Raw genomic sequence first — 24,728 nt, forward strand, 5'->3', positions numbered from 1 at the left:
CGTGACGCGCACTCAACGGAGATTCACGGCGGTGCTGGCCGTCGCCGTCCTCGCGATCGGCGGCTGCAGCCGGGACGCCACGCCGACGGCGCAACCGGAGGCGAACCGCGAAGCGGACCCGGCGGCTGCGGCCGAATTCGCAGACGGGCTGCGCCAGAGCGTCACCGTCGACGCGACGATGGCACACCTTTCCCGTTTCCAGGAGATCGCCGACGCCAACGGCGGAAACCGCGCGCTCGGGACCCCGGGGTATGACGCCAGCGTCGACTACGTTGCCAATGCGCTGCGAGACAAGGGTTTCGACGTCCAGACCCCCGAGTTCGACGTTCGGTTGCCGTGGGCGGACGAGCCGGCGTTGACGGTGGCGGGCGATCCGGTGACCGCCCGACCACTGGAGTACACCATCGGGACAGAGGGTGACGGCGTTTCCGGACCCCTGGTGCCGGCGCGTGCCGAGGACACTCCGGGCTGCACGGCCGACGACTACGACGGTCTGGCGGTCGAGGGCGCTGTGGTGCTGGTGGATCGTGGCTCGTGTCCGTTCGGCACAAAACAGGCCGTGGCCGCCGAGCGCGGGGCGGTCGCCGTGATCGTGGCGAACAACGAGGACGGTGACGAGATGGGCGGCACCCTCGGTGACTCCACAGACGTGCAGGTGCCGGTCATCAGCGTCACCAAGGTGGCCGGGGAACAGTTGCGCGGGCAGCCGGGCGCTCCGGTGGCGATCCGGCTGAACGCCGGTGTCCGCGTGGAGAAGACCCGCAACGTCATCGCGCAGACCACCACGGGCTCCACCGCGGACGTCGTCATGGTCGGCGCACACCTCGACAGCGTGACCGAGGGTCCCGGCATCAACGACAATGCCTCCGGTGTCGCGGGAGTGCTGGAAACCGCGCTGCAACTGGGGAGTTCGCCCGAGATCAACAACGCCGTCAGGTTCGGATTCTGGGGCGCCGAGGAGAACGGTCTGCTCGGCTCCAACGATTACGTCGGGTCGCTGGACGTCGAGGCGCTCAAGGACATCGCGCTCTACCTCAACTTCGACATGATCGGGTCCCCGAACCCCGGGTACTTCGCCTACGACGGGAACCAGTCCACGCTGCCCGACCCGCGCGTGGGGCCTCCGCGGGTTCCGGAGGGTGCGGCAGGCATCGAGCGGACCCTGATGGCCTACCTCGACGGGGCCGGCAAACCCGCCGAAGACACCTCGTTCGACGGCAGGTCCGACTACGACGCCTTCACCAAGTCGGGAGTGCCTGCGGGAGGGCTGTTCTCGGGCGCGGGGGAGGAGATGTCCGCCGAACAGGCCGAGAAGTGGGGCGGGCAGGCCGGTGAGCCATTCGACCCGAACTACCACCAACCGACCGACACCCTGGACCGGATCGACCGCACGTCGATGGAGATCCACGGCGGCGGTGTGGCCTACTCGGTCGGGTTGTACGCCCAGGACCAGAGTGGCCGCAACGGGTTACCGGTCCGCGATGACCGCACCCGTCATCAACTGACCGAGCAGTGAGGGTGAGGTGGGCAGCGGCCGTCGCGGTTTCCGCGGTGGCGGCCGCGGTGTCCTGCTCGCCGACTCCGGCTGCTCCGGACCTCGGGCCGGAACTGGCAGACAGGGTGACCGTCGACGGCGTCTACGGCCACCTCGTGGAGTTGCAGAAGATCGCCGATGCGCACGACGACAACCGGGCAGACGGCTCCCCCGGATACCAAGCCAGCGTGGACTATGTGGCGCAACGTCTGCGCGACAAGGGTTTTGATGTTCAGACGCCGGAGTTCGAACGGCTCTCGGGGTCCCGGGGAGGCGAGCCGGTGCTCACGGTCGCGGGCCGTGATCACCGGGTGGAGCAGGCGTCCCTGCTGATCACCACGCCGCCGAGGGGTCTACGGGCGGTGACGCTGCGGCCGCGTGCCCCTGCCGGGTGTGCGGCGGCCGACTACGGCAACGTCTCGGTCGAAGGGGCCATCGCCGTCGTCGACGACAGCGACTGCTCGATCGTCGACAAACAGAACACCGCACTCGCCGAGGGTGCGGTGGGGATGCTCGTGGTGAGCAGGGCCAATCCGACCAAGCCGGTCGGGGCACCGCCCACCCTGTTCTCCCCGGGTTACTACAACAACCTCACGGTTCCGGTCGGTGTCATCGACCCGACCGCCGATGCCGCACTGCGCCGTACCAACGCCCCGGTGACACTCGTGCTCGACAACGAACCCGTGATGACCACCTCGCGGAATATCATCGCGCAGACGAAGTCCGGCGACGCCCGCAACGTCGTCACCGTCGGCGCGCATCTCGACAGTGTCCGGTCGGGCCCGGGGATCAACGACAACGGCTCCGGGGTGGCGGCGGTCCTCGAGACCGCACTGCAACTGGGCGCCGAACCCTCGGCCGGCAACGCGGTGCGGTTCGCGTTCTGGGGCTCCGAGGAGATCTCGACAGACGGGTCCACCGACTATGTACGGTCGCTGACCCCGGACCAGCTCGACGACATCGCGCTGTACCTGAACTTCGACATGGTCGCCTCGCCCAACGCGGGGTACTTCACCGACGACGGTGATCAGTCCGCGCAGGCCGGTGCCGAGGTCGCCCCGGTGCCCGACGGGATGGCCGGGATCGAGCGCATGCTCGCCGGTCGTCTGAACCTGGCCGGCGTGCGACCGGCCGATGTGCCGCTGGGCCGAAACACCGACTACGCACCGTTCCTCGCCGCCGGTATCCCGGTGGGTGGGCTCACGACGGGGTCATCGCAGCGTAAAACCGAAGTGCAGGAAAGGCTCTGGGGCGGTCAGGTCGGTGAACCCTTCGACCCGAACTACCACACTGCGCGCGACACGATCGACAACGTCGACCGCGATGCGCTGGAGATCATGGCCGCAACCGTCGCGTTTGCGGTGGGCAGCTACGCCCAGACGATCGACGGTGTCAACGGCGTGCCGCCGCGGGATCAGCGGAACCGGCGTACGCCCTAGCGACCCGGGTGACGAACTGGTAGACGCCGTCCTCGTCCGGGGCGAGCGGACCGGGTCGGGCGTGCGGCGAGGTGAGTCCACGCTGGACCGACTCGCACGCCGCCCAATCCTGACGATTGGTGAGGTCCCAGAAGTCGACGGCGTAGGCCGGGTCGAAATCATTCTTGGCGGCAACGTCTTTCGGGAAAGCCCAGGCGCACTCGACGTGAGTTCGATCCACCGCCAGGGGCGTCATCAGGTGCGTCATCACGTAGTCCGGGTGCATGCTGACGAGCAGATTGGGATAGCCGACCAGGTACATCACGGTGCGCAGTTCGTGCTCGGACAATCCCTGGATCGCCACCCCGCCACTCTTGCCGCTCAGCGACATGGTCTCGGCGTCGTCGACGATGGACATCCATCCGCCCATCCACGAACCCGCAAGTTCGATGTTCTCGCCACTGGTCGGCGGGCTGATCCTGGACAGCTCCGGGTGGATGGTGGCGCAGTGGTAACACTCCTGGTAGTTCTCGGCGATCACCTTCCAGTTGGTGGCGAGTTCGTAGGAGTGGCGCGCCACGATGGTGAGGTCCTCCGGACGGTACGGCCCGACCACGTCCTCCAAACCCGCGACGTGCTGCGAGAACTCGACATCCTCACCGCTGGGGTCGACGAACAGCCAGCCGTGCCAGTTCACCAGTCGTAACTCCGTGAGTCCGAACTCGTCGGCGTCGAACCCGTCGACGTCGCTGAATCCCGGCGCGTTGCGCAGTGTGCCGTCGAGCCGATAGGACCATGAGTGGTACGGGCAGACGATGCTGCGGGTCTTCGCGGTCGCATTGCAGGCCAGCAGTTCGTGTCCGCGGTGTCTGCAGGTATTGGCGAATGCGCGAACGGCGCCGTCGTCGCCGCGCACCAGCAGGATGGCGTGCGGACCGCTGCCGATCGCCTTCTGGGCGCCGACTGCGGCGAGGTCGCCCGCGTGCCCGACGCAGGTCCACCCGGAGAAGATGGTGTGCTGTTCCCATTCGAACACCGCCGGATCCACGTAGGCCTCCCGCGGCAGCATCCGCGACTGACCGAACGGGGCGAGCGCGGCGGCGAGGCCGGCAGCGGGAACCGGGGCCGGCCCATACTGTTTGAACATACAGTCAGCTTAGTCCTGCGGGGTGCTCCGGTCTACCGCGGCGACGGCTCACATCTCTCCCGCGAAGCCACCGATGCCGCGGCCGGCGGTGGTGGCGTCGTTGCGGGTCATCCTGCGGTACACCAGATAACCGATCGTCACGGCGGCCAGAGCGGTCAGCAGCAGCAGGGTGGCCAGCGCATTGAGCGCAGGGGTGGGTGCGCCGCGGGCGGTGTTGTAGATCTTCACCGAGACCGGTTCCGACGATGCGCCACCGGACAGGTACCGCACCATCACGAAGTCGTCGATGACGTCGGCGAACACCAGCACGGTGCTGGCGAAGATCGCCGGGATCAACATCGGCATGATGACCCGGCGCAGCGCACCCACCGGCGATGCGCCGAGATCCATTGCCGCTTCCTCGTATTGGGGACCGATGGTCGCGAGCCGGGCGCGCACCAGGACGGCGGGGTAGGACACCTGGAACGTCACGAGTCCGATGACCTGCGCGGTGGTGCCGAGTTGAACCGGCAGCGCGACCGTGGTGATCACGAACAACAGCGAGACGGCCAGAAGCACCTCGGGCAGCACGAAGGCCAGCAGCATCAGGAAGTTGGCGCCCGACGGCAGTCGGCCGCGCCACCTGTCGATGCCGAGCGCGAACAGCACCCCGAGGGGAACCGTGATGAGGGTGGCGACGACGCCGAGCTTGAGGGTCTGCAGCAGCGCGTTGTGCAGTGTCGCGTCATGCCATACCGACAGAGTCTCGTCGCCCCAGTACCACCGGAACGAGAAACCCTGCCAGACAGTGCGGGACCGCCCGTCGTTGAACGAGAACATCACCGCGACCAGCACCGGCAACAACGACCAGAGCAGATATCCCACGGTGACCGCGACGAGGATCCGTGGCGGTCGCCACGGGTCGTTCCACCACGCCACCGGACCCCTCACGAGGCGACCTCGGACCGTCTCCCGGTGACCCGGATGTAGTACAGCATGGGCAGCAACGCGGCCAGGAACACCAGCATCACGAAGGCGCCCGCCTGCCCCGTCTGACCGGGGGTGAGCACGCTGTCGTTGATCAGGTTGCCGACCATGGCCGTCTTCGGTGACGCCGAGAGCATGTCGCTGGTGAAGTAGTCGCCCAGCATGGGAAGGCATGTCAGCAGCAGGGCCGCGACGACGGTGGGCCGGCTCAGCGGCAGGGTCACCCGCCAGAACGACGACACACGGTCGGCGCCCAGATCCCGGGAGGCCTCCATCATGGGTTGTGACAGTCGGTCCAGGCCCGCGTAGAGCGGCAGGATCATGTACGGCACATAGCCGTACACCAACCCGAGGATCACCACGACGGGTTGGCCGGTCAACCAGTTGACGTCAGGGGTGAACAGCCCGCCCAGGCTCAGGACCCTGTTCACCAGCCCGTCGTCCTGAAGCAGGTTGACCCAGGCGAACATCCGCATCATGTAGCTGATCCAGAACGGGGCGATGAGCAGCGTCAGCAGCAGGCCCTTGCGCTTGCCCGACAGCCGGGCCACGTAGTACGCGACCGGGAACGCGATCAGCAGGCACAGTGCGCTCGCGGTGAGCACGAACACCGCCGTGCGCAGCAGAGCGGGTCCGAAGACACCGTCGGGACCGACGATCCGGTTGATCACATACATGAACTGGGAGGGATCCCACTGCAACGGATTCCACACCGGCACCGCCGTGCGAAAGATCGGGTCGAGCCTGCCGAACACGATGCACAGCACGACATACATCGGCGCGACGAAGAACAGCAGCAGCCAGATCAGGCCGGGCGCGGCGAGTGCGGGCCATATCCCGCGGGAGGATCTCAGGACCCGCCGGCCTTGAAGGTGCGCCATACGTTCTGCCACGCCGCGTCGTTGGTGGGGTCGAGTTCGAGGACCCGGTAGCCGGCATCGAACCACTCGGGGTCGACGATCGCTGCGGACAGGTTCTCCGGGATGAAGCCGTCGGCCACCAGGGCGTCCGGGTTGATGGAGGTCTGGGGCGGTTGGTAGCCGATGGCGGAGAAATTCTGCATCGCGACCTCGGGGTCGAGCATGTGGTCGAGGAACAGGTGGGCCAGCACCGGGTTCTTCCCGCCCTTGAGCGTCACGAGCATGTCGTTGTCGACCATTCCGCGACCGTCGAACGGGAACCAGTACCGCAGCACCTCGGGTCCGGTGCCCTCGGGCAGATATGCCTGGGCGTTGATGATGTCCCCGGACCACATCTGCGCAAGCCCCAACTGACCGGCGGGCAGATCGTTGTAGGCCGTGATGGTCACTTTCGGGGAGGTGGCCTCGACCAGCGTCTCGAGTTGCTCGCCGACCATCGCGAGATCGGCCTCCGAGGAGGTGTTGACATCGGTGATGCCGTTGCGCAGCAACACCATCGCCATCGTGGTGTGCCAGTCGTCGAGCACGGCGGTCTTGCCCCGGTAGCGCGGATCCCAGAACGAGTCGTACGGGTTCTGCAGCGCCCCGATGTCTTCGGGCACCTGGTCGGCCCGCCAGCCGATGCCGGTGGTGTAGATCGTGTAGGGCACGCTGTAGCGCCACTCCTGGTCGTACCAGGGGTTGGTGAAGCTGGGCCAGACGTTGGTGATGTTCCCGATGTAGGAGTGGTTGAGCGGACGCAACAGTCCGCCGGTGACCAGTCGGCTGATCTCGGTGTAGTTGGCGTTGTAGATGTCGAAGTCGACGCCGCTGCGCAGCTTCGTCAGAGCCTCGCCGCCATCGTTGAACGTCGAGATCTCCACCGTCACGCCGTATTTGTCCTCGAACGACTTGACGGCGTCCGGGCTGACGTAGTCGGCGTAGCTGTAGAGCTTGAGCGTGCCGGTCTCCGGCGCCAGGCCGTCGGCGATGGGCGGGTTGTCGTCGGCGATGGGCCACGTGACGGGATTTTCAGGGGAGGCAAGCGACAGCGACGGGGTCGACTCCGGGGTATCCGATCCGCCGCAGGCGGCGAGGACGGTCCCGAGCGTCGGCACGCCGGCAGCGAGAATCGCTGCGCGCGTCAGGAACTGCCGTCGGGTGGTGTGCTCTGGCATCGGGCCTCCCGAGTTCTCGCGTCTTGTCGCTGGTAGGACTCTCGCATAGACTGAATGCTCAGTCAACCGATAGCGCGGAGGTTTCCTGGTGGCTTCGTCGGTGAAGGAAAGCCCGTTGACCGGCGGGGACTGCGACGATCCGGACGGCATCGATGCGCGGATCGCCGAACAGGAACAGATCTTCCTGCGGCGCCAACCGCGCAGCACCGAGCTCATCGCGGTCGCCGGTGAACATCTCGCCGGCGGTGCGACGTCGAACTGGCAGATCGCCGAGCCGCAGGCCGTGTGGATGAGTCACGGCAGCGGATCCAAGGTCTACGACGTCGACGGCAACGAGTACGTCGACATGCACGGCGGCTACGGCGCTTCCATCGCCGGACATGCCCATCCGGCCATCGTCGCGGCCGTCAGCGACCAGGTGCGCCGGGGCACACACTTCGCGCAGCCGACCGAGGACGCGATCTGGATCGCCGGGGAACTCGCCCGACGTTTCGACCTGCCGCTGTGGCGGTTCGCCAACTCCGGCACCGAGGCCACCATGGACGCCGTGCACCTGGCCCGCGCGCTGACCGGTCGCGACCTGATCATCAAGGTCGAGGGCTGCTACCACGGACACCATGACTCGGTGCAGGTGTCGGTGCTACCCGAGGCCGACGAGGTCGGGCCCCGCGACTCACCGACGTCGGTGCCGGGAAACTCCGGAATTCCCAGCGCCATAAGGGATCTGGTGGTCGTGGTGCCCTTCAACGACCCCGGTGCCGTCGCCCGCGCGCTGGCGCGGCATCGTGGCCGGATCGCCGCGATGATCCTGGAACCGGTGATGATGAATGCCGGCATCATCCCACCCGATGACGGCTACCTGGTGACCATCCGGGATCTGCTGCACGCCGAGGACGCGTTCCTGATCTACGACGAGGTGAAGACCGGTTTCACCACCGGCCCGGGTGGAATCACCGCGCGCAGTGGCGTGGTGCCCGACATGGTGTGTCTGGCGAAAGCGCTCGGTGGTGGCATCGCGGTCGCCGCGATCGGCGGCACCCGCGACGTGATGTCTGCGATCGGCGACGGCCGCTACGAGCAGGTCGGCACGTTCAACGGCAATCCGCTGGCCATGGCCGCAACCCGCGCCACGCTCTCCGAGGTCCTCACCGCTGACAGCTACGCACACCTCGCCGAACTGTCGTCGCGGCTGCGCGACTCACTGAACGCGGTGATCGCCGAGCACGGCTTCCAATGGCGCGTGGTGACCGAAGGCGCCAAGGGCTGCGTGACGTTCCGCAAGGATCCGGTGCGGGAGTTCCGGGACTTCCTCGAGATCGACGCCCGACTCGGCCACCTGCACTGGCTGATGCAGCACAACGGTGGCGTCTTCCTCCCACCATGGGGGAAGGTGGAGCAATGGCTGTTGTCGGTCCAGCACTCCCGCGACGATGTCGACAGGTTCGCGGCGAACTTCGCCCGGTTCGCCGCCGCGGTGTCTTCGTGATCGGCGTGATGTGACCGGCGGCGCGATCCGGCTGCATCAGCTGGCCAAGTCGTTCGACGGATATCCGGCAGTGACCGGCATCGATCTGGATATCCCTGCGGGACAGTTCTATTCGCTGCTCGGTCCGTCTGGCTGTGGAAAGACGACCACCCTGCGGATGATCGCGGGCTTCGAGAAACCAGACTCCGGCCGCATCGAACTCGACGGCCGCGACGTGGTCGCAGACCCTCCGCACCGGCGTCCGGTCAACACCGTCTTCCAGACCTACGCGCTGTTCCCGTTCATGTCGGTGTGGGACAACGTCGCCTTCGGTCTGAAATACCAGAAGGCGTCACGCGAGGAGACCACGCGCCGCGTCGGAGAGGCTCTGGAGTTGGTGCGCATGGACACCTATGCCAAGCGCAAACCGGCGCAACTCTCGGGCGGACAGCAGCAGCGCGTCGCGCTGGCCCGCGCGCTGGTGTTGCGGCCCCGCGTGCTGCTGCTCGACGAGCCACTCGGTGCACTGGATGCCGCGCTGCGAAAGCAACTCCAGCTGGAACTGCGAGGCATGCAACGCGAGATCGGCATCACGTTCGTCTACGTCACCCACGATCAGGAGGAAGCGCTCACGATGAGCGACCAGATCGCGGTGCTGGCGGAGGGGCGCGTCGAACAGGTCGGGCCGCCGCAGGAGATCTACGCCGCCCCGGCGACGACGTTCGTGGCCGGTTTCCTCGGAGCTGCCAACATCTTCGACGCCGACATCCTCGAGACCGACGCGGGGTCGGCGACCTGCTCAGCTCTGGGCACTCGGCTGGTCGCCGCCGTTGGCGACGGGCCGTCCACCCCGGCACCCGGGGCGGCCGCGATCGTCGTCCGGCCCGAACGCATCAGCCTGCACACCCCGGACGAACCCGTGCCGCCCGGCTGCAACGTGATCGGCGGTACCGTCAAACATGTTGTCTACCTCGGTAACTGCACGCAGGTGCACGTCGAGGTCGGCGCGCCGACGGATCTGATCGTCGAGGTGCCCAACCGTTCGGGCCCGCAATCGGTCACCCACGCGACCGGGGACGACGTCAGCTGCGTGTGTACCCACGACGCCGTGCGCGTGCTGCATCGCAGCGCGGCCACACCGGTGACCGATCCGGTCCTCAGCGACGCTTGACGGCTGATCCGAGGTTGAGCTCGCGCTCGGCGAAGCGCATCGCGATGTCGTAGGCGACGTCCGAGTCGACCTCGGGATCCTCGAGTGCGACCTGGATGGACAGCCCGTCGAGGAGAGCGGCGAACTCGAGCGCGAACATCCGCGCGTCCACCGCGGTGTCGAGTTCGTCGGAGCGCACCGCATCAACGATCATCGTGCGCCACCGCGCGTCGAGTTCGACTCTGCCGGCTTTGATCTCGTCGTGCCGGAAGGCCTGCGCCCACAGGTCGAACCACAGTCCCCAGGCTCCTGCGATGTCGCCGTCCCGCTCGGGCACACACGTCCACCGGATCAGCAGCGAGAGTCGTTCACGCAGCGAGGTCACCTCGGCCAGCATCTTCTCGGCGGCTTCGTAGAACGATTCCTCGGAGTAGCGCAGTGCGTCGACCAGCAGTCGGTCGCGGGTGCCGAAGTAGTAGATCACCAACGCCGAACTCACCCCGGCGCGCTTGGCGACATCGGCGATCCGGGTGTCGCCGAAACCGCGTTCGCAGATCAGCTCCGCTGCGGCGCGCAACATCCCGATGCGTCTGCCCTCGTTCTGCTCCGTCGCAGGTGCGGGTTCGGCCATGAGGCGCTCAGACCCCCTTCTCGTGCAGCGCTGACACTTGTCTGAAGCCTAGCACTTGGTTAGATTGAACAGTCAGTCAAGGCGGGTGAAAGCAGGTCGGTGATGTCGAACAACTACGACGCCCTGGTGATCGGCGGCGGACACAACGGATTGGTGTCGGCGGCCTACCTGGCCCGATCCGGCGCCCGCACGCTGGTGCTGGAATCCCGCGGCGCCCTCGGCGGGGCGGCCACCACGGAGGCACCGTGGCCGGACGCTCCCGAGCTGCGGGTCACCCGGCTGTCCTACGTGATGAGCCTGATGCCACCCACGATCGTCCGGGAGCTGAGCCTGGAGCGGCACGGCTACAAGGTGCATCCGATGGGCCCCTACTACCAGGCCTTCCCCGAGGGGGGTTCGCTGACGATCTACGAGGACGACCCGGCGCGGACCCACGAGCAGCTGGCCAGGTTCTCCAGGAAGGACGCCGACGCGTGGCCGAAGTGGAACGCCTGGCTGGAGGGCATCGCTGAGGTGATGGGCCCGCTGCTGACCCAGGTGCCGCCGAACATCGGCTCGCACAAGCCGTCCGACCTGTTCGATCTCGCGAAGCTGGGCTGGAGCCAGCGCGGCATGACCACCCGCATGATGGGCGACGTCACCCGCCTGCTCACCATGAGCATCGCCGACCTGCTCGACGACTGGTTCGAGTCCCCCCAGATCAAGGGAGCACTCGCGGTCAACGGCGTCATCGGCACGTGGGCCGGACCGTACGAGCCGGGCACCGCCTACGTGATGGCCCACCACTCGATCGGTGACGTCGGCGACGGACAACTCGGCAGCTGGGGCTACCCCGAGGGCGGCATGGGCGCGGTCTCGGAGGCGATCGCGAAATCGGCACGCAGCTTCGGCGCCGAGATCAGGACCAACGCGAAGGTCGCTTCGCTGCTGGTGCGCGGCGGTGAGGTCCGCGGCGCGGTACTGGCCAGCGGCGAGGAGATCACCGCACCGCTGGTGGTCACCACGTTGCATCCGAAGATCGCCTTCCTGGAGCACATTCCGCGCCACGAGCTACCCGGCGACTTCGTCTCGGACATCGAGCACTTCAAGACCAGAAGCGGCGTCGTCAAGATCAACCTGGCACTCGATGAACTGCCAAACTTCACCGCGGACCCCAGCAGTGGTCTCGCCGAGCACCACACCGGGTCGGTCGAGATGGCGCCGACGATCGAGTACATCGAGACGGCGTTCCAGGACGCCCGGGTCGGCCGGCCGGCGCTGCTGCCGTTCAGCGACGGTGTCATCCCCACGACGCTGGACAAGACGCTGAATCCCGATGGCACCCACATCATGTCGCTGTTCACCCAGTGGGTGCCCGCGAACTGGGCCGACGCCCCGCACACCGAGGAGTTGGATGCCTACGCCGACCGTCTGATCGACCTCTACGACCAGGTGGCACCGGGCTTCAAATCCTCGATCCTGCACCGCGACATCGTCGGCCCCCACGAGATGGAGCAGGAGTACGGTCTGATCGGCGGCAACATCTTCCACGGCGAGTTGTCGCTCGAACAGCTCTTCCACATGCGGCCCGCGCCGGGATACGCCGACTACCGCACCCCGGTCAAGGGTCTGTACAACGGGAGCTCGGGGACTCACGCCGGCGGCGGGGTGTGCGGCATCCCGGGGTGGCAGGCGGCCCGTGCGGCGTTGGCGGACACCAAGAAGAAGCGCTTCTCGCGCAGATGACGGATGCACGACGGGTGGCCGTCGCCGCCATGCTCGGCGCCCGGTCCGTGGCCGTGGTGGGTGCCAGCGCCAGGCCCGACAGCTTCGGCGCCCGCATGGTCACCGAGGCGCTGCGCAGCTCCGCACGGGTGCACCTGGTGAATCCGCGCTACCGCCGTATCGGTGAATTGCCCTGCGTGCCATCACTGTCGGACCTGAGCGAGTCCGTGGACCTGGTGCTGCTGGGCGTTCCCGATGCCGCGCTGATCGATCAGCTCCGCGCTGCGGCGGACATCGGTGCCCGGTCGGCCGTGGTCTTCGGCGCCGCTCACGGGCTCGGCGCCGACGTCGCGTCGATTGCCACCGGCGCCGACATGGCGCTGTGCGGTCCGGGGTGCATGGGCTTCGTGAACGCTGCATCCGGCGTGCGGGCGCTGGGCTACCTCGAACCCGATCCGTTGCCGAGAGGGTTGATCAGCCTTGTCACCCATTCCGGTTCGGCCTTCTCCACGCTGCTGCGTGCCAACCGCGGGTTCGGCTTCCGGCACGCCGTGTCCTCGGGGCAGGAGCTTGTCACCGACACCGCCGACTACGTCGACCATGCGCTCGATGACCCGGATACGTCGCTCATCGCGCTGCTGATGGAGACGCCGCGGTCGGTCACCCGGCTGCGCCGTTCGCTGCTGCGTGCAGCGGAGCGGGGCGTACCGGTCGTCATCCTGACCGTGGGCGGTTCTCCGCGAGGACGATTGATGGTGGCCGCGCACTCAGGTGCCCTCGCTGGGGAAAGTGCTGTGTGGCAAGCGTTCTGCGCGGCCGTCGGCGCGGTGCACGTCAGCGATATGGCGGAGTTCACCGATACGCTCGAGATGTTCGCTGCAGGTCGGCGCTCCCGCGGGGGGTTGATCGCGACGGTGCACGACTCGGGCGCCGAACGGGCCCTGACCGCAGATCTGGCCCACGACCTGGGCGTCGAGTTCGCGGCGCTGTCCGCGGAGACGACCGCGACGATCGGTGCCAGGCTCGACGACGGGCTGACGCCGACCAATCCGCTCGACGTCTGGGGGACTGGCACCGACACCCGCTCGCTGTTCGGGGCCTGCCTGCAGGCGATGACCGACGACCCGTCCGTCGCGGTGACCGCGTTGGCTGTGGACCTGGTCGCCGAATTCGACGGCGACACCGCCTATGCCGACGCCGTGCTCGACGTCGCCGGCCGTACCGGCGCGCCGCTGGCGGTGCTGGCATCGGTGCCGTCGGCGATCGACCGAAAGACAGCGCAGCAGTTGCGGGACCGCGGTATTGCCGTGCTGGAGAGCACCCGCAGCGGGCTCGTCGCGATGGCGCACCTGGCGCGGTGGCCGCTACCGGTCGACGCTCCGGAACACCTCGAGCAGCGCCCCCGACAGTCGTCGGGGAACGGTTTCGACCTGCTGGCCGACTACGGCGTACCGGTGGTGCCGACAGGCACCGCCGACAGCCTCGACGGTGCCCTGACCGCCGCGGCCGCCATCGGATATCCCGTGGTGATGAAAACCGTTGGAGTAGAGCATAAGAGCGACGTCGGCGGCGTGCTTCTCGACATCGCCGACGACGATGCGCTGCAGCGGTCCTACCTGGCGATCGCGGAGAATCTCGGGCCGTCGGTGACTGTCTCGGCGATGGCGCCGCCAGGGGTCGAGATCTCGGTCGGGTTCGTCCGTGACGACGCTTTCGGTCCGCTGGTGGTCGTCGCTGCAGGCGGAACCCTGGTCGAACTGCTGGCCGACAGGGCGATCGCGTGTCCGCCGGTGTCCCGTCGCCGGGCCGCCGAGATGCTCGATTCGCTGCGGATCCGGCCGCTTCTTGCTGGGTGGCGCGGTGGGCCGCCTGCGGACATCGCGGCGCTGACCGACGTTGTCGTCGCTTTCGGGGTGATGGCAGCAGAACTGGGCGAGGAGTGGGCGGCCGTCGAGGCCAACCCGGTGATCGTGTCGCCCGACGGAGCGGTCGCAGTCGACGTCCTGGTGATCCCCGCGGAATAGCATTCCTGGTCGCGAATGGTCTGGAATCCGCAGCCAGGAATGCTATTCCGCGGCAAACCGCGGCAAACCGCGGCACCCCGTGGCTCAGAACACCACGTAGACCTTGCGCAACGTCTCGTGGATCACCCAGGTGCCGGCCCATCCCTGCGGGAACACGGCGATGTCACCTGCCCCGACGTCGACGGCGTCCCCGCCGTCGAGGGTGACCGTCATGCGCCCCGACAGCACGTAGATGACCTCGTTCTCCTCCTGGCGCCAGTACGACGGGCCTGCGGAGCACTGCCAGATGCCCGCCGACTTCGTGCCGTCGACCCACAACTCGAGGCCGTGCACCGCCATCGGATCTCCGGTCGCCTCGGGAAGTGGCCCCCAGTCCTCGAGTTCGGCCTCGGCGGCACCGGGCAGAAGCGAGGTCAATACAGGCGTGGTCATGACGAGATCTTCTCCAGAGTTTCGGGGAACGGTAGCGAGATGGGTTCGGGCGCCAGGCGACTGTTGCCGTCGGCGTCGAAACGGTCGAGTCCGAGGTCGGTGAGGTCGAGCCAATCGCACTCGCCGAACTTCGTCAGTTCCGCGGCGACCTGCGCCACTGCCGGGCCCCACATCATGCCGTGGCCTGCCGCGCTGGCGACCACGGTGCCCTGCACCGGTCCGTCGTCGGTGAGCAGCGGACCGAGGATGGGCAGGTGGTCGGGTGTGTAGTCGATGGTGGCCGCCCACGAACGGCGCAGCCCGAGTCCGACCACGGAGGGCAGCAGGGCTTCGATCCGCTTCTGGGCGGTGAGGAAGTAAGCGGTGTCGAAATCGATGGCCGGTCCGGGCGATTCGTCGGGGTTGCTCATTCCCCACAGCAGCCCGCCGGCTTCACCGGGCCGCCAGTAGATCCCGGAGGTGACATCGAAGACCATCGGAAGTTCGTGGACATCGAGCGGAAGCGGTGCGGTGACGACGACCTGGTGCCGCGCGCCGCCCGCGGGGATGCGGCCTCCGGCGCGTGCGCCCACCTCGGCGAGTTGGGGGCCGCCGGTGAGCACCACCCGCCCGGTGTCGATCGGGCCCTCGGAGGTGTTGACGCCGACGACCCGGCCTCCGGAGGTCCGCAGGCCGGTGAAGGCGCACCGTTCCCGGACGTCGACGCCGGTCGCGGTCAGCGCGGCGGTGTAGGCCAGCACGTTGCGGGGTGCGTCGAGGTAACCGTCGCCGGGGGCATAGGACGCGCCGAGGGTTGACCCTGGAGCCAAACCGGTTGCACGGCTGTCGATGTCGTCACCAGAGAGCCATTCGACATCCAGCCCGAGAGACTGCTGCAGCGCGATGCGGTCGTGTGCCTGGGCTACTTCGCCGGGGGTGAAGCACGGCATCAGGTACCCCTGGCGGACGAACCCGCAGTCCAGGGGGAAACGTTCGCCGCTCTCGGAGTAGAACTCCTGGCTGCGCAGGCCGAGGCGGATCGCGGTCTCGGTACCGCCCTGGGCGCGGACCATTCCGGCGGCGCGGCTGCTGGCGCCGTCACCCAGCGTTCTCGCTTCGAGCAGAACCACCTCGAGCGTGCTGTTCTCGGCGAGCAGTGCAGCGGTCCACGCCCCGACCGTGCCGCCGCCGACCACCACCACATCGGCGTTGCGGAAGCTGGTCATACTACGGAACGCTGACATAGACTGAACGCTCAGTCAAGTGGAATGACCAGGATCGAGGTACCCGGATGTACGGGCTGACAGCCGAGGATCTCCGCATCCGCGACACCGCGCGTGACTTCGTCGAGTCCCTGATGCCCTTCGAGGTCGAGGCGGAACTCGCCGGTGGGGTCCTGCCCAAGGACGTCGTCGCCGAGCATCGGTCGCGCGCGATCGAACTGGGGCTGTATGCGACCAACATGCCCACCTCGGTCGGTGGCCCGGGATGCACTGCGCTGCAGCAGGTCCTGGTTCAGGAGCAGTGCGGCCGGGTGTCCAACGGCCTCGGGTGGGTGATGGCGACACCGCCGCAGTGGTGGCCGGAGGTGGCCACCCGGTATCAGGTCGACACCTGGCTGCTGCCGTCGGTGCGGGGCGAGAAGCACGAGGCCTATGCGATTACCGAGGAGTTCGCCGGATCGGACGTCTCGGCGCTGCAGACCACCGCGCGCCGTGACGGCGACGAGTACGTCCTCGACGGGGTGAAGTGGCACGTCACCTCGTTCAACCTGGCCGACTATGTCTTCGTCGAAGCCGTGCTGTCCAACGGGCCGGCGGCTGGGGATCATGTGCTGCTGATCGTCGACCTTCCCTGGCCGGGTGTGGAAGTCGTTCGCTCACCGCAGTATTCGCACAACATTGCCGATGAACACCCGATCGTGGAGTTCAACGAGGTGCGGGTGCCTGCGGCGAACCTCGTGGGACAGGAGGGCGGAGCGATGACCTTCACCCAGGACTGGTTCCGCTTCGAGCGGATGATGGTGGCTGCCCGCTGCGTGGGTGCGGCGCAGCGACTGCTCGACGAGGTGACGGTGTTCGCGCGGGAACGGGTCGTCGACGGTCGCCCGCTGGGCGAGCACCAGTTGGTGGCGGGCATGCTCGCCGACAGCGCGACGGAGTTGTTCGCCGCCCGCACCATGCTCTACGAGGTCGCCCGGTCGATCGACGCGGGCCACGACCGCAAGACGCTGCACGGACAGGCGTCGATGGCCAAGCTCTACTGCTCGGAGATGGCCGGACGGGCGGCCGACCGCGCGGTGCAGATCTTCGGCGGCCGCGGCTACATGCGGGAGAACGTCGCGGAGCGGCTGTTCCGCGAGCTACGGGTGGAGCGGATCTGGGAGGGCGCCAGTGAGATTCAGCGCATCATCATCGGGCGTCAGCTGATGAATCGTGGTCCGTCGGCTCTGCTCGACCCTGCCTGAAGCCCAGCAGCAGCATGCCGTGGTAGATCAGCAGCGCGGCGATGGACCCCAGTGCGATGCCGGTGAACGTCAGAGTGCCGATCTGCCAGGTGAAGTCGGCGATGCCGATGATCAACGGGATCGCCGCCGTCATCTGATTGACCGGCTTGGAGAAGTCCACGTGATTGGTCAGCCAGATCCGCACGCCGAGGATGCCGACCAGCCCGTAGAGCACGATGGTGGCGCCGCCGAGCACGCCCGCCGGGACCGCCGAGATCACCGCACCGACCTTGGGGCACAGCGACAGTACGATCGCCACCGCCGCGGCGACCCAGTACGCAGCGGTCGAGTAGACGCGGGTCGCGGCCATCACCCCGATGTTCTCGGCGTAGGTCGTGGTCGCCGACCCGCCGCCGAACCCGGCCAGCGTCGTGGCCACGCCGTCGGCGGCCAGCGCGCGCCCCATCAGCGGGTCCATGTCGGTGCGGGTCATCTGGCCGACCGACTTGACGTGGCCGATGTTCTCGGCGATCAGCGCGATCACCGCGGGCAGGAACATCGGCAGCACCGCCAGCGAGAATGCCGGCGTCTGGAACTCCGGGAGGCCGATCCACGGTGCAGCGCCGATGCCGGAGGTGTCCACGTCCCCGAGGAGCAGCGCGAGAAGATAGCCCGCAACCACCGCCAGGAAGATCGCGAGCCTGCCGATCATGCCGCGGAAGAAGGCGAGCGCGCCGACCAGAAGGACCAGCGTGACGATCCCCAGCAGCGGTCCCTGTTCGAAGTTGGTCTTGGCTGCCGGTGCCAGGTTGAAGCCGATGAGCGCGACGACCGCGCCCGTGACCACCGGCGGCAGCGTCAGGTCGAGCCAGCGGGTGCCGGCCAGATGGACGACCGCGCCGACGATGATCAGCAACAGACCTACCGCTACGATTCCGCCGAGCGCACTGCCGGTGCCTTGCGCCGCGACGGCCGCGGTGACCGGTGCGATCACCGAGAAGCTCGACCCGAGGTAGCTCGGCAGGCGGTTGCCGGTGATCAGCAGGAACAACACGGTGCCGACGCCGGAGAACAGCAGGGTGGTGGCCGGCGGGAAGCCGGTGAGCACCGGCACCAGGAACGTGGCGCCGAACATCGCCACCACGTGCTGGGCTCCCAGGCCGAGGGTTCGCGGCCAGCTCAGCCGTTCGTCGGGGGCGACCACGAAGTCGGGATCCGACCGGGAGTCGACAGGCTTCCACGTCATCCAGGTGAGGGCCACGATATGCGACTACACACCATGACGGCGGATGCCGCTAGCCGAGTAGGCGACCATGCCGATCAGCACCACCGCAGTCCCGGCCAGGACCGCGGTCAGCGGAAGCGTCACCGCCAGCGTCAGGCAGCCGGCCAGTCCGACGGCGGGCAGCAGCCGGCCCGCACCCAGCGTCAGCGCCGACGCGTTGGCGATCGCGTAGTACAACAGCACCCCGAACGACGAGAAGCCGATGGCGCTGCGGACGTCGACGACGGCGGCGACCAGTGCGACCGCGACCCCCACGGCCAACTCCGCGCGGTGTGGCGTCCCGTGGCGGGGGTGCACCGCAGCCAGCGCGTGGGGCAGGTGGTGATCGCGGGCCATGGCCAGGGTGGTCCTGGACACGCCGAGCAGGAGTGCCAGCAGCGCCCCCAGCGCCCCGACCGCTGCGCCGACACCGACCACCGGAACCAGCGCCGGGAAGCCCGCGGCACGCACCGCCTCGGACAGCGGCGCCTCGGCCGTCGCGAGGCCGGCGCTGCCCAGTTGTGCGAGCACCGCGACGGCGACCACGGCGTAGACGACCAGAACGATGCCCAGAGCCAGCGGCACGGCGCGCGGAATCGTCCTCGCGGGATCGCGGACCTCCTCCCCGAGGGTGGTGATCCGCGCGTACCCCGCGAAGGCGAAGAAGAGCAGACCCGCCGCCTGGAGCACGCCGTAGCCGGTGGCGTCGTCCACTGCCAGCCGCGCGGGGTCGGGGTCGCCGAAGCCCAGTACGACGATCACCACCATCGCCAGCACCGCGAGCACCAGCGCGACGATGACCCGGGTGAGCAGAGCCGACTTCTGGATCCCCGCGTAACCGAAGGCGGTCAGCGCGACCACCGACGCGACCGCCACCGCGTTCGCATACGCCGGCCACACGTAGTACCCGACCGTGAGCGCCATCGCCGCGCAGGACGCCGTCTTGCCGACGACGAAACTCCACCCCGCGGTGTGGCCCCAGAACGGACCGAGCCGCTCGCGGCCGTACACATAGGTGCCGCCGGACTGCGGATAGCGCGCCGCCAGTCGGGCCGAGGACATCGCGTTGCAGCACGCCACGACGGCGGCGACGGCCAGACCGATCAACAGGCCGGAGCCTGCCGCCGCCGCGGCCGGGGCGAGCGCGACGAAGATCCCCGCCCCCACCATCGCGCCGAGCCCGATGGTGACGGTGTCGAAAGTCCCGAGCCGTCGCTGCAACTGCGGGCTGTCGGACGAAGTCACGGTGACCAGTCTCCGTTATCGTGAGCGCCATGGCGCGCACCGCCGCTGACGACCGCGATGCCGGTGGCATCCGGCGTCGGCCCAGGGACCGCAAGGCGCAGATCGCACGCGCGGCGGCCGAGGCGTTCAGCGAGCTGGGTTACCACGGGGTCAGCATGGAGACCATCGCCTCGCGGGTCGGAATCTCGGCAGCGGCGCTGTACCGCCACTACTCGAGCAAGTACGAACTCTTCCGCGGTGCGGTCCTCAACCTCGGTCAGCAGCTGGTGGACGGCACCGCGGAGATCGATGGGGACGACCCGCAGCAGGTACTGGACCGGCTGGTGTCGGCGCTCATCGGCATCGCGATGGCCAACAGGGCTTCCGGAGGCCTGTACCGCTGGGAGGCCCGGTATCTGCACGACGAGGACCAGGCACTGCTGATCGACCAGTTGCGGACGGTGCATCACCGGATCCACCGGCCGCTGATGGTGCTTCGGCCGGAGCTCACCGTCCGGCAGCGTTCGACGGTGTCCACCGCGGTGTTGTCGGTGATCGGCAGCATCGTCGATCATCGGGCCAAACTGCCCGCTGCCCAGGTACATGAGCTGCTGGGTCAGCTCGTGCGCAAGGTGCTCACCGCGGAGCTGCCCGAGACGCCCACCCCACTGGCGGCGGCCGACGGCTCCCGGCGAGTGGACTCGTCCAAATACGAAGCGCTGCTGACGGAGTCGCTACGGCTGTTCAACCTCGAGGGTTATCGCGACACCACGATGGATGACATCGCCTCGGCGGTGGGCATTCCGACGTCCGCTATCTACAAGTACTTCTCGGGAAAGTCCGACATCCTCGCCGCGGCGTTCCGGCGAGCCTCCGACAGGTTGTCCGCCGAACTGTCGGCGGTGATGGCGACCGTCAGCGTTCCCGAGGAATCGCTGTCAGCGGTGATCGACTTCTACGTGACCCGCTCCTTCGACCAACCCGAACTCGAGAACGTCTACTACAGCGAACGTCTCAACCTGACAGCGGCGGATCAGCGCATCCTGCGCGACCTGCAACGGTCCACCGTGGAGTCGTGGGTCGAGCTGGTGGTGTCGGTCCGGCCGGAATGGACTGCCGCGCAGGCGCGCTTCGCGGTGCACGCCGCGATGTCGCTGGTGATCGACATCGGCCGGCTGGTGCACTATTCGAACTCGCACGAGGCGAGGGCAACCGTGGAACGGTTGGTGGAGCTGACGCTGCTGGGACGCTACCGGTTGCGAACCACGTTGCCGGTCAAGTAGAGCAGGTATCCGATCAGGCCCGCGATGGCCAGCTTGCGGGTGCGCTGAGCCGCGAGTCCGAGTCCCACGACGGTCTCGATACCGCCGTCGATGTACACGTGCTGCCGGGTGTTGGTGGGAAACGCAGGCTTGGTGAGCCCCTCGAAAAGCTGCGGGACGGCGAAGTGCGCCAACCCGGCCCCGGCGAGCGCCACTCCGGCGACGGTCGCGGCACGTGAATTCTCTTTCGGCACTCGTGACTCCTAGTTGATCTGGTAGTCGCTCAGCGGGAAGTCGCTGGCTTCTTCGATGGCTTTACGGGTGGATGTGGGCCGCAGCAGGGTCGGCTCACCACTGGGGTTGAAGTAGTACGAGCGTGCCGATGCGCAGTTGCCGTTGACGAACAACGAATCGCCGAGCAGTTCGGTCATCCGATCCAGGAACCGGGTGTTGGCTTCGTCGGTGACCTCGAACGTCGTGGCGTCACGGCGTTTCATCTCGTCGAAGAGACGCTGCATGTGTCGCATCTGATACTCCATCGTGTTGAAGAAGTTCAACCCGAGGAAGGCGTAGGGACTGGCGAGTGACAGATAGTTGGGGAACAGCGGCATCGAGACACCCTGATATGCCTGGAACCTGTTCTCGCGCCACCACTTACCCAGATTGCGGCCGTCGCGTCCGATGACCTCGATGGCGGGGAAGTTGGCCTCCCACAGATCGAAGCCGGTGGCGAGCACCAGGGTGTCGATGGCCGTCTTCCGGCCGTCGTTGCCGACGATGCCGTCCGATTCGATCCGCGCGATGCCGTTGTCCTGCAGGTGCACATGAGGCTTGGTGAAGCTGCGGTAGTAGCTGTTGGAGAAGGTGGGTCGTTTGCATCCGAAGTCGTAGTCGGGGGTGAGCCTGTCCCGCAGCTCCTTGTCCCGGATGGTCGCGAACCGGTGCATCTTCGCCAGATCGCTCGCCCCGATGTTGAACCGTCCGCGGGTCTGTCGATTGTGCAGCACCGCCACCGAGATCATCAGCTCATAGATCGTGTCGGTGACCCACCGGATCATTCTCTGCGTCAACGGCATCCGAGCGAACAGTCGCTTGGCGCGCTCGGAGAACCGGAAGTCGACCTTGGGCACCACCCAGATCGGGGTCCGCTGGTACACCGTCAGATCAGCGGCCTTCTTCGCCAGTTCCGGGATCAGCTGAACCGCGGTGGCGCCGGTGCCGATGATGCCGACCCGCTCACCGGTCGGGTCGTAGGAGTCGTCCCACGCCGTGGTGTGGATGATGCGCCCGTCGAACTCCGTGATCCCCGGGATGTCGGGGATGTGCGGTTGGGACAGGAAGCCGGTCGCGGTGATCAGGTAGCGGGTCGTCAGCGTCGCGCCGTCGGCCAGGGCGACATGCCACCGCTGGGTGTCGTCGTCCCAGCGGGCGCCCTGGACGGTGATGCTGAACCGGATGTGGCGGCGCACGTCGTATTTGTCCGCGACGTCGTCGGCGTACTGCTTGATCTCGTCACCGGTGGAGAACAGCCGGGACCAGTTCGGGTTCGGCTCGAAGTAGTACGAGTAAGTGGTCGTGGGGACGTCGACCGCCAGGCCCGGGTAGTGGTTGACGTACCACGTCCCGCCGAGGTCGTCCTCGCGGTCCAGGATGACGAAGTTCTCGTAGCCCATCCGCTTCAACTGGATGGCAGCGCCGATGCCTGCAAAGCCGGCTCCCACGATGACCGCGTCGAAGTGCTCCGAAGTCATGGGTAGACGGTACCCGAGGTATCAGCCTCTGAGGGAACCGGTCCGGGGCGGGTCGAGGGTCGCAATGCAGGTCACAGCACGGTCACCGGCGGCCCAGGTCTCCGCGGTCGGATACAGGACGTAGAGCTGAACCGAATCGTCGGTCATCGCCGCGGGCGAGTAAGTCGCGAGCTCAGGGCCGCATTTGTCGTGGTAGGCCTCGATTGCCTCCATACCCGGGAAGTCACCGTCGGGCATCAGGAGAACAGCGAACACCTCTCCGGCGTGTGGTTCATCGCAGCCGACCGTCTGGACCCGGAGTACCTCGTCACCGTCGGGGATCTCGGCCAGGCAGTCACCGACGGCGACGTCGGTTGCCGTCACGTTGCCGGGACCGATGACCGCCTTGAACACGATCACCGCGCCGATGCACAAGACCACCAGCACCGTGAGCACGATGCCGCCGATCAACCACCAGTTCGTCTTCCTCGGCGGCGGCGGAGGCTGGTAGCCACCCGGGTACGGAAGTGGGGGAGGAGGCGGTGGGTATCCACCGGGGCCGTAAGGAGGTGGAGGCGGGGGTGGCCCCTGAGGCGGCACGGACACACCGCGACGATAGCTCAGTCGAGTAGGTGCAGCGCCGCGTCGACCGCAAGGGCCGGAACGTCGAGTTTCCTGGAAGCGAGATCGTGACGCGCGCCGGTGATCTCGACGATCCGGGTGGGGGCGGCGATCAGGGCGGCGGCCGGGGCGATCTCGTCGATGCTGCCGAACGGGTCCGCGGTTCCGTGGGTGAACACGGTCGGGACGGCGATGCGCGGTAGGTGCTCGGTGCGGGCACGTTCGGGCTTGCCCGGCGGGTGCAGAGGGTAGGAGAACAGCGTGAGCACGTCGAGTTCGAGGCCGTCATCGGCGACTGCCATCGAGGTGAGGCGTCCGCCGTAGGAGTGGCCTCCGGCGACCACGGGAAGTTCCGGGTCTCCGAGCAGTGCACGCATCGCTTCCACCGCCTCGACGATGCCCGCCCGGTCGGCCGCTTGGGCACCCGAGGGAGGTCCTTTGGGGCGGCGCCGTCGGTACGGCAGGTTGTAGCGAACCGCGAGCCAACCGCGCCGTGCCCATTCCTCACACGTGGCGATGAGCATCGGAGAATCCCGGTTGCCGCCGGCGCCGTGTGTGAGGGCCACACCGCCCGCCGGTGTGCCTGCGGGCTCGTGCACGATGCCGGCGATGTCGTCCATCAGCCCAGCCGGAACAGAGCGGACACCGGGCCGTGACCCTGCCCCAGCGGGTACGCGGCGCGCAGGCATTCGGTGACCCAGCGTTTACCGAACGCGACGGCGTCGGGCACCGGGTACCCGTGCGCGAGGGCGCTGGCGATCGCGGCCGCGAGCGTGTCACCGGCGCCGTGGTCGTGGCCGGTGTTGATGCGTGGGGAATCGAACTCGTGGAATTCGGTGCCGTCGAACAACAGATCCGGACTGTGTGTCGAGGACCGCAGATGTCCGCCCTTGACCAGCGCCCACTGCGGACCGAGCGCGTGCAGTTCACGGGCCGCGGCCCGCTGCGTGTCGGCATCGACCACCTCGATGTCGACCAGCAACCGAACCTCGTCGAGGTTGGGCGTCACCAGCGTGGCCAGCGGAAAAAGCTTCTGCCGCAACGAGTTCAGTGCGCTCGGGTGCAGAAGCGGGTCTCCGTGCATGGAGGCACAGACCGGGTCCACGACCAGCGGCACGCTGCCCGCGAGGCCCTGTCCGACCCAGGCCTCGGCGATGGTGTTGATGATGTCGGATGACGCGAGCATGCCGGTCTTGGCGGCCTGCACCCCGATGTCGGAGGCCACCTCCTCGATCTGGCCGGCGATGACGTCCAGTGGGATCTCATGAAAGCCCTTGACGCCCAGTGAGTTCTGCACCGTCACCGCGGTGACTGCGACCAGGCCGTGGATGCCCAGCATCGCGAAGGTCCGCATGTCGGCCTGGATCCCGGCGCCACCGCCGGAGTCCGAACCCGCGATCGTCATCACCCGCAGCGGCGTCTGCCCCGACGGGGCGAGCGGGAGGTAGGTGGAGCCGGTGGTGGCAGTTGGATCGACGGACATTCCGGTGCTTCTCCCTACGCCGGCATTACCCGGTCAGGTTCGTACGGTCGACGGGCCTACCCGTCCTCTCAGCGCGCTGGGCACGCTCCCGCGTTGTTGACGCTGCCACGCTAGCGCAGCCGCCGTGCAGACGGAACCTCGAGCGCCGGTGTGCGTCAACCGGCAGATCTA

At 67.7% G+C, this 24,728-nt stretch carries 22 protein-coding genes and 1 riboswitch; of the genes, 8 read left to right on the forward strand and 14 right to left on the reverse strand.

Annotated elements, in window-relative coordinates:
• Nucleotide 1 precedes the first annotated feature (1 nt).
• A complete protein-coding gene (locus ABDC78_RS03025; RefSeq protein ID WP_178361282.1) occupies nt 2-1,516 on the forward strand; it encodes a M28 family metallopeptidase in 1,515 nt (504 codons plus the stop codon).
• A complete protein-coding gene (locus tag ABDC78_RS03030; protein ID WP_178361283.1) occupies nt 1,513-2,973 on the forward strand; it encodes a M28 family peptidase in 1,461 nt (486 codons plus the stop codon). The genes ABDC78_RS03025 and ABDC78_RS03030 overlap by 4 nt, the downstream gene beginning before the upstream one ends.
• Here ABDC78_RS03030 and ABDC78_RS03035 read toward each other — a convergent pair.
• Genes ABDC78_RS03035 through ABDC78_RS03050 form a run of 4 tightly spaced genes read right to left on the reverse strand, consistent with a single transcriptional unit; the run spans nt 2,927 to nt 7,142 of the window.
• On the reverse strand, nt 2,927-4,099 hold the full coding sequence (locus ABDC78_RS03035) for an aromatic ring-hydroxylating dioxygenase subunit alpha (protein ID WP_178361284.1): 1,173 nt from the start codon (nt 4,097-4,099) through the stop codon (nt 2,927-2,929). The two genes, ABDC78_RS03030 and ABDC78_RS03035, sit on opposite strands and share 47 nt — an antisense overlap.
• 48 nt (nt 4,100-4,147) lie before the next feature.
• Nucleotides 4,148-5,029, reverse strand: coding sequence for an ABC transporter permease (locus tag ABDC78_RS03040; RefSeq protein WP_178361285.1), 882 nt, complete (start codon nt 5,027-5,029; stop codon nt 4,148-4,150).
• Nucleotides 5,026-5,958: an ABC transporter permease gene (locus ABDC78_RS03045; RefSeq protein WP_347133308.1), complete on the reverse strand. Its 933-nt coding sequence runs from the start codon at nt 5,956-5,958 to the stop codon at nt 5,026-5,028. Before ABDC78_RS03045 ends, ABDC78_RS03040 begins: the two co-directional genes overlap by 4 nt.
• On the reverse strand, nt 5,916-7,142 hold the full coding sequence (locus tag ABDC78_RS03050; RefSeq protein ID WP_178361286.1) for a spermidine/putrescine ABC transporter substrate-binding protein: 1,227 nt from the start codon (nt 7,140-7,142) through the stop codon (nt 5,916-5,918). The genes ABDC78_RS03045 and ABDC78_RS03050 overlap by 43 nt, the downstream gene beginning before the upstream one ends.
• An 88-nt stretch (nt 7,143-7,230) precedes the next feature.
• Between ABDC78_RS03050 and ABDC78_RS03055 the strand changes: the two genes are divergently transcribed.
• Together ABDC78_RS03055 and ABDC78_RS03060 are read left to right on the forward strand one after the other, a co-directional pair.
• Nucleotides 7,231-8,628, forward strand: a complete 1,398-nt coding sequence (locus tag ABDC78_RS03055) for an aspartate aminotransferase family protein (protein ID WP_347133309.1) — start codon at nt 7,231-7,233, stop codon at nt 8,626-8,628.
• Between the two features lie 10 nt (nt 8,629-8,638).
• Nucleotides 8,639-9,778 (forward strand): ABC transporter ATP-binding protein, encoded by a 1,140-nt coding sequence (locus ABDC78_RS03060; RefSeq protein ID WP_178361287.1) that lies wholly within the window; start codon nt 8,639-8,641, stop codon nt 9,776-9,778.
• Here ABDC78_RS03060 and ABDC78_RS03065 read toward each other — a convergent pair.
• On the reverse strand, nt 9,765-10,388 hold the full coding sequence (locus ABDC78_RS03065) for a TetR family transcriptional regulator C-terminal domain-containing protein (protein WP_178361288.1): 624 nt from the start codon (nt 10,386-10,388) through the stop codon (nt 9,765-9,767). The two genes, ABDC78_RS03060 and ABDC78_RS03065, sit on opposite strands and share 14 nt — an antisense overlap.
• Nucleotides 10,389-10,490: 102 nt before the next feature.
• Here ABDC78_RS03065 and ABDC78_RS03070 point away from each other — a divergent pair, with 102 nt between their 5' ends.
• Both ABDC78_RS03070 and ABDC78_RS03075 read left to right on the forward strand, forming a co-directional pair.
• Nucleotides 10,491-12,113 (forward strand): NAD(P)/FAD-dependent oxidoreductase, encoded by a 1,623-nt coding sequence (locus tag ABDC78_RS03070; RefSeq protein ID WP_178361289.1) that lies wholly within the window; start codon nt 10,491-10,493, stop codon nt 12,111-12,113.
• Nucleotides 12,110-14,116, forward strand: coding sequence for an acetate--CoA ligase family protein (locus ABDC78_RS03075; RefSeq protein ID WP_178361290.1), 2,007 nt, complete (start codon nt 12,110-12,112; stop codon nt 14,114-14,116). The genes ABDC78_RS03070 and ABDC78_RS03075 overlap by 4 nt, the downstream gene beginning before the upstream one ends.
• 84 nt (nt 14,117-14,200) lie before the next feature.
• Here the strand turns inward: ABDC78_RS03075 and ABDC78_RS03080 are convergent, their stop codons facing one another.
• Both ABDC78_RS03080 and ABDC78_RS03085 read right to left on the reverse strand, forming a co-directional pair.
• Nucleotides 14,201-14,548 (reverse strand): cupin domain-containing protein, encoded by a 348-nt coding sequence (locus ABDC78_RS03080; protein ID WP_178361291.1) that lies wholly within the window; start codon nt 14,546-14,548, stop codon nt 14,201-14,203.
• Entirely contained in the window at nt 14,545-15,753 is a 1,209-nt protein-coding gene (locus ABDC78_RS03085; RefSeq protein WP_178361292.1) for an FAD-dependent oxidoreductase, read from the reverse strand. The genes ABDC78_RS03080 and ABDC78_RS03085 overlap by 4 nt, the downstream gene beginning before the upstream one ends.
• 65 nt (nt 15,754-15,818) lie before the next feature.
• Between ABDC78_RS03085 and ABDC78_RS03090 the strand changes: the two genes are divergently transcribed.
• Nucleotides 15,819-16,994 carry an acyl-CoA dehydrogenase family protein gene (locus ABDC78_RS03090; RefSeq protein WP_178361293.1) on the forward strand — a complete coding sequence of 392 codons (1,176 nt, stop codon included), beginning with the start codon at nt 15,819-15,821 and terminating at the stop codon, nt 16,992-16,994.
• Here the strand turns inward: ABDC78_RS03090 and ABDC78_RS03095 are convergent.
• Nucleotides 16,939-18,219, reverse strand: coding sequence for a solute carrier family 23 protein (locus ABDC78_RS03095; protein WP_178361294.1), 1,281 nt, complete (start codon nt 18,217-18,219; stop codon nt 16,939-16,941). The two genes, ABDC78_RS03090 and ABDC78_RS03095, sit on opposite strands and share 56 nt — an antisense overlap.
• Before the next feature lie 24 nt (nt 18,220-18,243).
• Nucleotides 18,244-19,407: an amino acid permease gene (locus ABDC78_RS03100; RefSeq protein ID WP_347133472.1), complete on the reverse strand. Its 1,164-nt coding sequence runs from the start codon at nt 19,405-19,407 to the stop codon at nt 18,244-18,246.
• A 104-nt stretch (nt 19,408-19,511) separates the two neighbouring features.
• Between ABDC78_RS03100 and ABDC78_RS03105 the strand changes: the two genes are divergently transcribed.
• Nucleotides 19,512-20,744, forward strand: a complete 1,233-nt coding sequence (locus ABDC78_RS03105) for a TetR/AcrR family transcriptional regulator (protein WP_178361295.1) — start codon at nt 19,512-19,514, stop codon at nt 20,742-20,744.
• Here the strand turns inward: ABDC78_RS03105 and ABDC78_RS03110 are convergent.
• From ABDC78_RS03110 to thiD, 5 genes are all read right to left on the reverse strand, one after another.
• On the reverse strand, nt 20,711-20,977 hold the full coding sequence (locus ABDC78_RS03110; RefSeq protein ID WP_178361296.1) for a hypothetical protein: 267 nt from the start codon (nt 20,975-20,977) through the stop codon (nt 20,711-20,713). The two genes, ABDC78_RS03105 and ABDC78_RS03110, sit on opposite strands and share 34 nt — an antisense overlap.
• Before the next feature lie 9 nt (nt 20,978-20,986).
• On the reverse strand, nt 20,987-22,474 hold the full coding sequence (locus tag ABDC78_RS03115) for an NAD(P)/FAD-dependent oxidoreductase (protein WP_178361297.1): 1,488 nt from the start codon (nt 22,472-22,474) through the stop codon (nt 20,987-20,989).
• Between the two features lie 21 nt (nt 22,475-22,495).
• Nucleotides 22,496-23,059 carry a septum formation family protein gene (locus ABDC78_RS03120; protein ID WP_178361298.1) on the reverse strand — a complete coding sequence of 188 codons (564 nt, stop codon included), beginning with the start codon at nt 23,057-23,059 and terminating at the stop codon, nt 22,496-22,498.
• Nucleotides 23,060-23,073: 14 nt separating this feature from the next.
• On the reverse strand, nt 23,074-23,694 hold the full coding sequence (locus ABDC78_RS03125) for an alpha/beta family hydrolase (protein ID WP_178361299.1): 621 nt from the start codon (nt 23,692-23,694) through the stop codon (nt 23,074-23,076).
• The gene (gene thiD / locus ABDC78_RS03130) at nt 23,694-24,557 is read right to left on the reverse strand and encodes a bifunctional hydroxymethylpyrimidine kinase/phosphomethylpyrimidine kinase (protein ID WP_178361300.1); all 864 of its coding nucleotides are present in this window, start codon (nt 24,555-24,557) and stop codon (nt 23,694-23,696) included. Before thiD ends, ABDC78_RS03125 begins: the two co-directional genes overlap by 1 nt.
• Nucleotides 24,552-24,659: riboswitch (TPP riboswitch) on the reverse strand. It overlaps the preceding gene by 6 nt.
• Between the last annotated feature and the right edge of the window lie 69 nt (nt 24,660-24,728).

The organism is Mycobacterium sp. DL, assembly GCF_039729195.1.
In the GTDB taxonomy this organism is placed as follows: domain Bacteria; phylum Actinomycetota; class Actinomycetes; order Mycobacteriales; family Mycobacteriaceae; genus Mycobacterium; species Mycobacterium hippocampi_A.

Bases quoted from the DNA above. Each gene is read 5' to 3' on its own strand.
- ABDC78_RS03035 (WP_178361284.1), bottom strand. From the start codon at position 4,099: ATGTTCAAACAGTATGGGCCGGCCCCGGTTCCCGCTGCCGGCCTCGCC.
- ABDC78_RS03050 (WP_178361286.1), bottom strand. From the start codon at position 7,142: ATGCCAGAGCACACCACCCGACGGCAGTTCCTGACGCGCGCAGCGATT.
- ABDC78_RS03065 (WP_178361288.1), bottom strand. From the start codon at position 10,388: ATGGCCGAACCCGCACCTGCGACGGAGCAGAACGAGGGCAGACGCATC.
- ABDC78_RS03070 (WP_178361289.1), top strand. From the start codon at position 10,491: ATGTCGAACAACTACGACGCCCTGGTGATCGGCGGCGGACACAACGGA.
- ABDC78_RS03075 (WP_178361290.1), top strand. From the start codon at position 12,110: ATGACGGATGCACGACGGGTGGCCGTCGCCGCCATGCTCGGCGCCCGG.
- ABDC78_RS03080 (WP_178361291.1), bottom strand. From the start codon at position 14,548: ATGACCACGCCTGTATTGACCTCGCTTCTGCCCGGTGCCGCCGAGGCC.
- ABDC78_RS03085 (WP_178361292.1), bottom strand. From the start codon at position 15,753: ATGACCAGCTTCCGCAACGCCGATGTGGTGGTGGTCGGCGGCGGCACG.
- ABDC78_RS03090 (WP_178361293.1), top strand. From the start codon at position 15,819: ATGTACGGGCTGACAGCCGAGGATCTCCGCATCCGCGACACCGCGCGT.
- ABDC78_RS03095 (WP_178361294.1), bottom strand. From the start codon at position 18,219: ATGACGTGGAAGCCTGTCGACTCCCGGTCGGATCCCGACTTCGTGGTC.
- ABDC78_RS03100 (WP_347133472.1), bottom strand. From the start codon at position 19,407: ATGGTGGGGGCGGGGATCTTCGTCGCGCTCGCCCCGGCCGCGGCGGCG.
- ABDC78_RS03105 (WP_178361295.1), top strand. From the start codon at position 19,512: ATGGCGCGCACCGCCGCTGACGACCGCGATGCCGGTGGCATCCGGCGT.
- ABDC78_RS03115 (WP_178361297.1), bottom strand. From the start codon at position 22,474: ATGACTTCGGAGCACTTCGACGCGGTCATCGTGGGAGCCGGCTTTGCA.
- ABDC78_RS03125 (WP_178361299.1), bottom strand. From the start codon at position 23,694: ATGGACGACATCGCCGGCATCGTGCACGAGCCCGCAGGCACACCGGCG.
- thiD (WP_178361300.1), bottom strand. From the start codon at position 24,557: ATGTCCGTCGATCCAACTGCCACCACCGGCTCCACCTACCTCCCGCTC.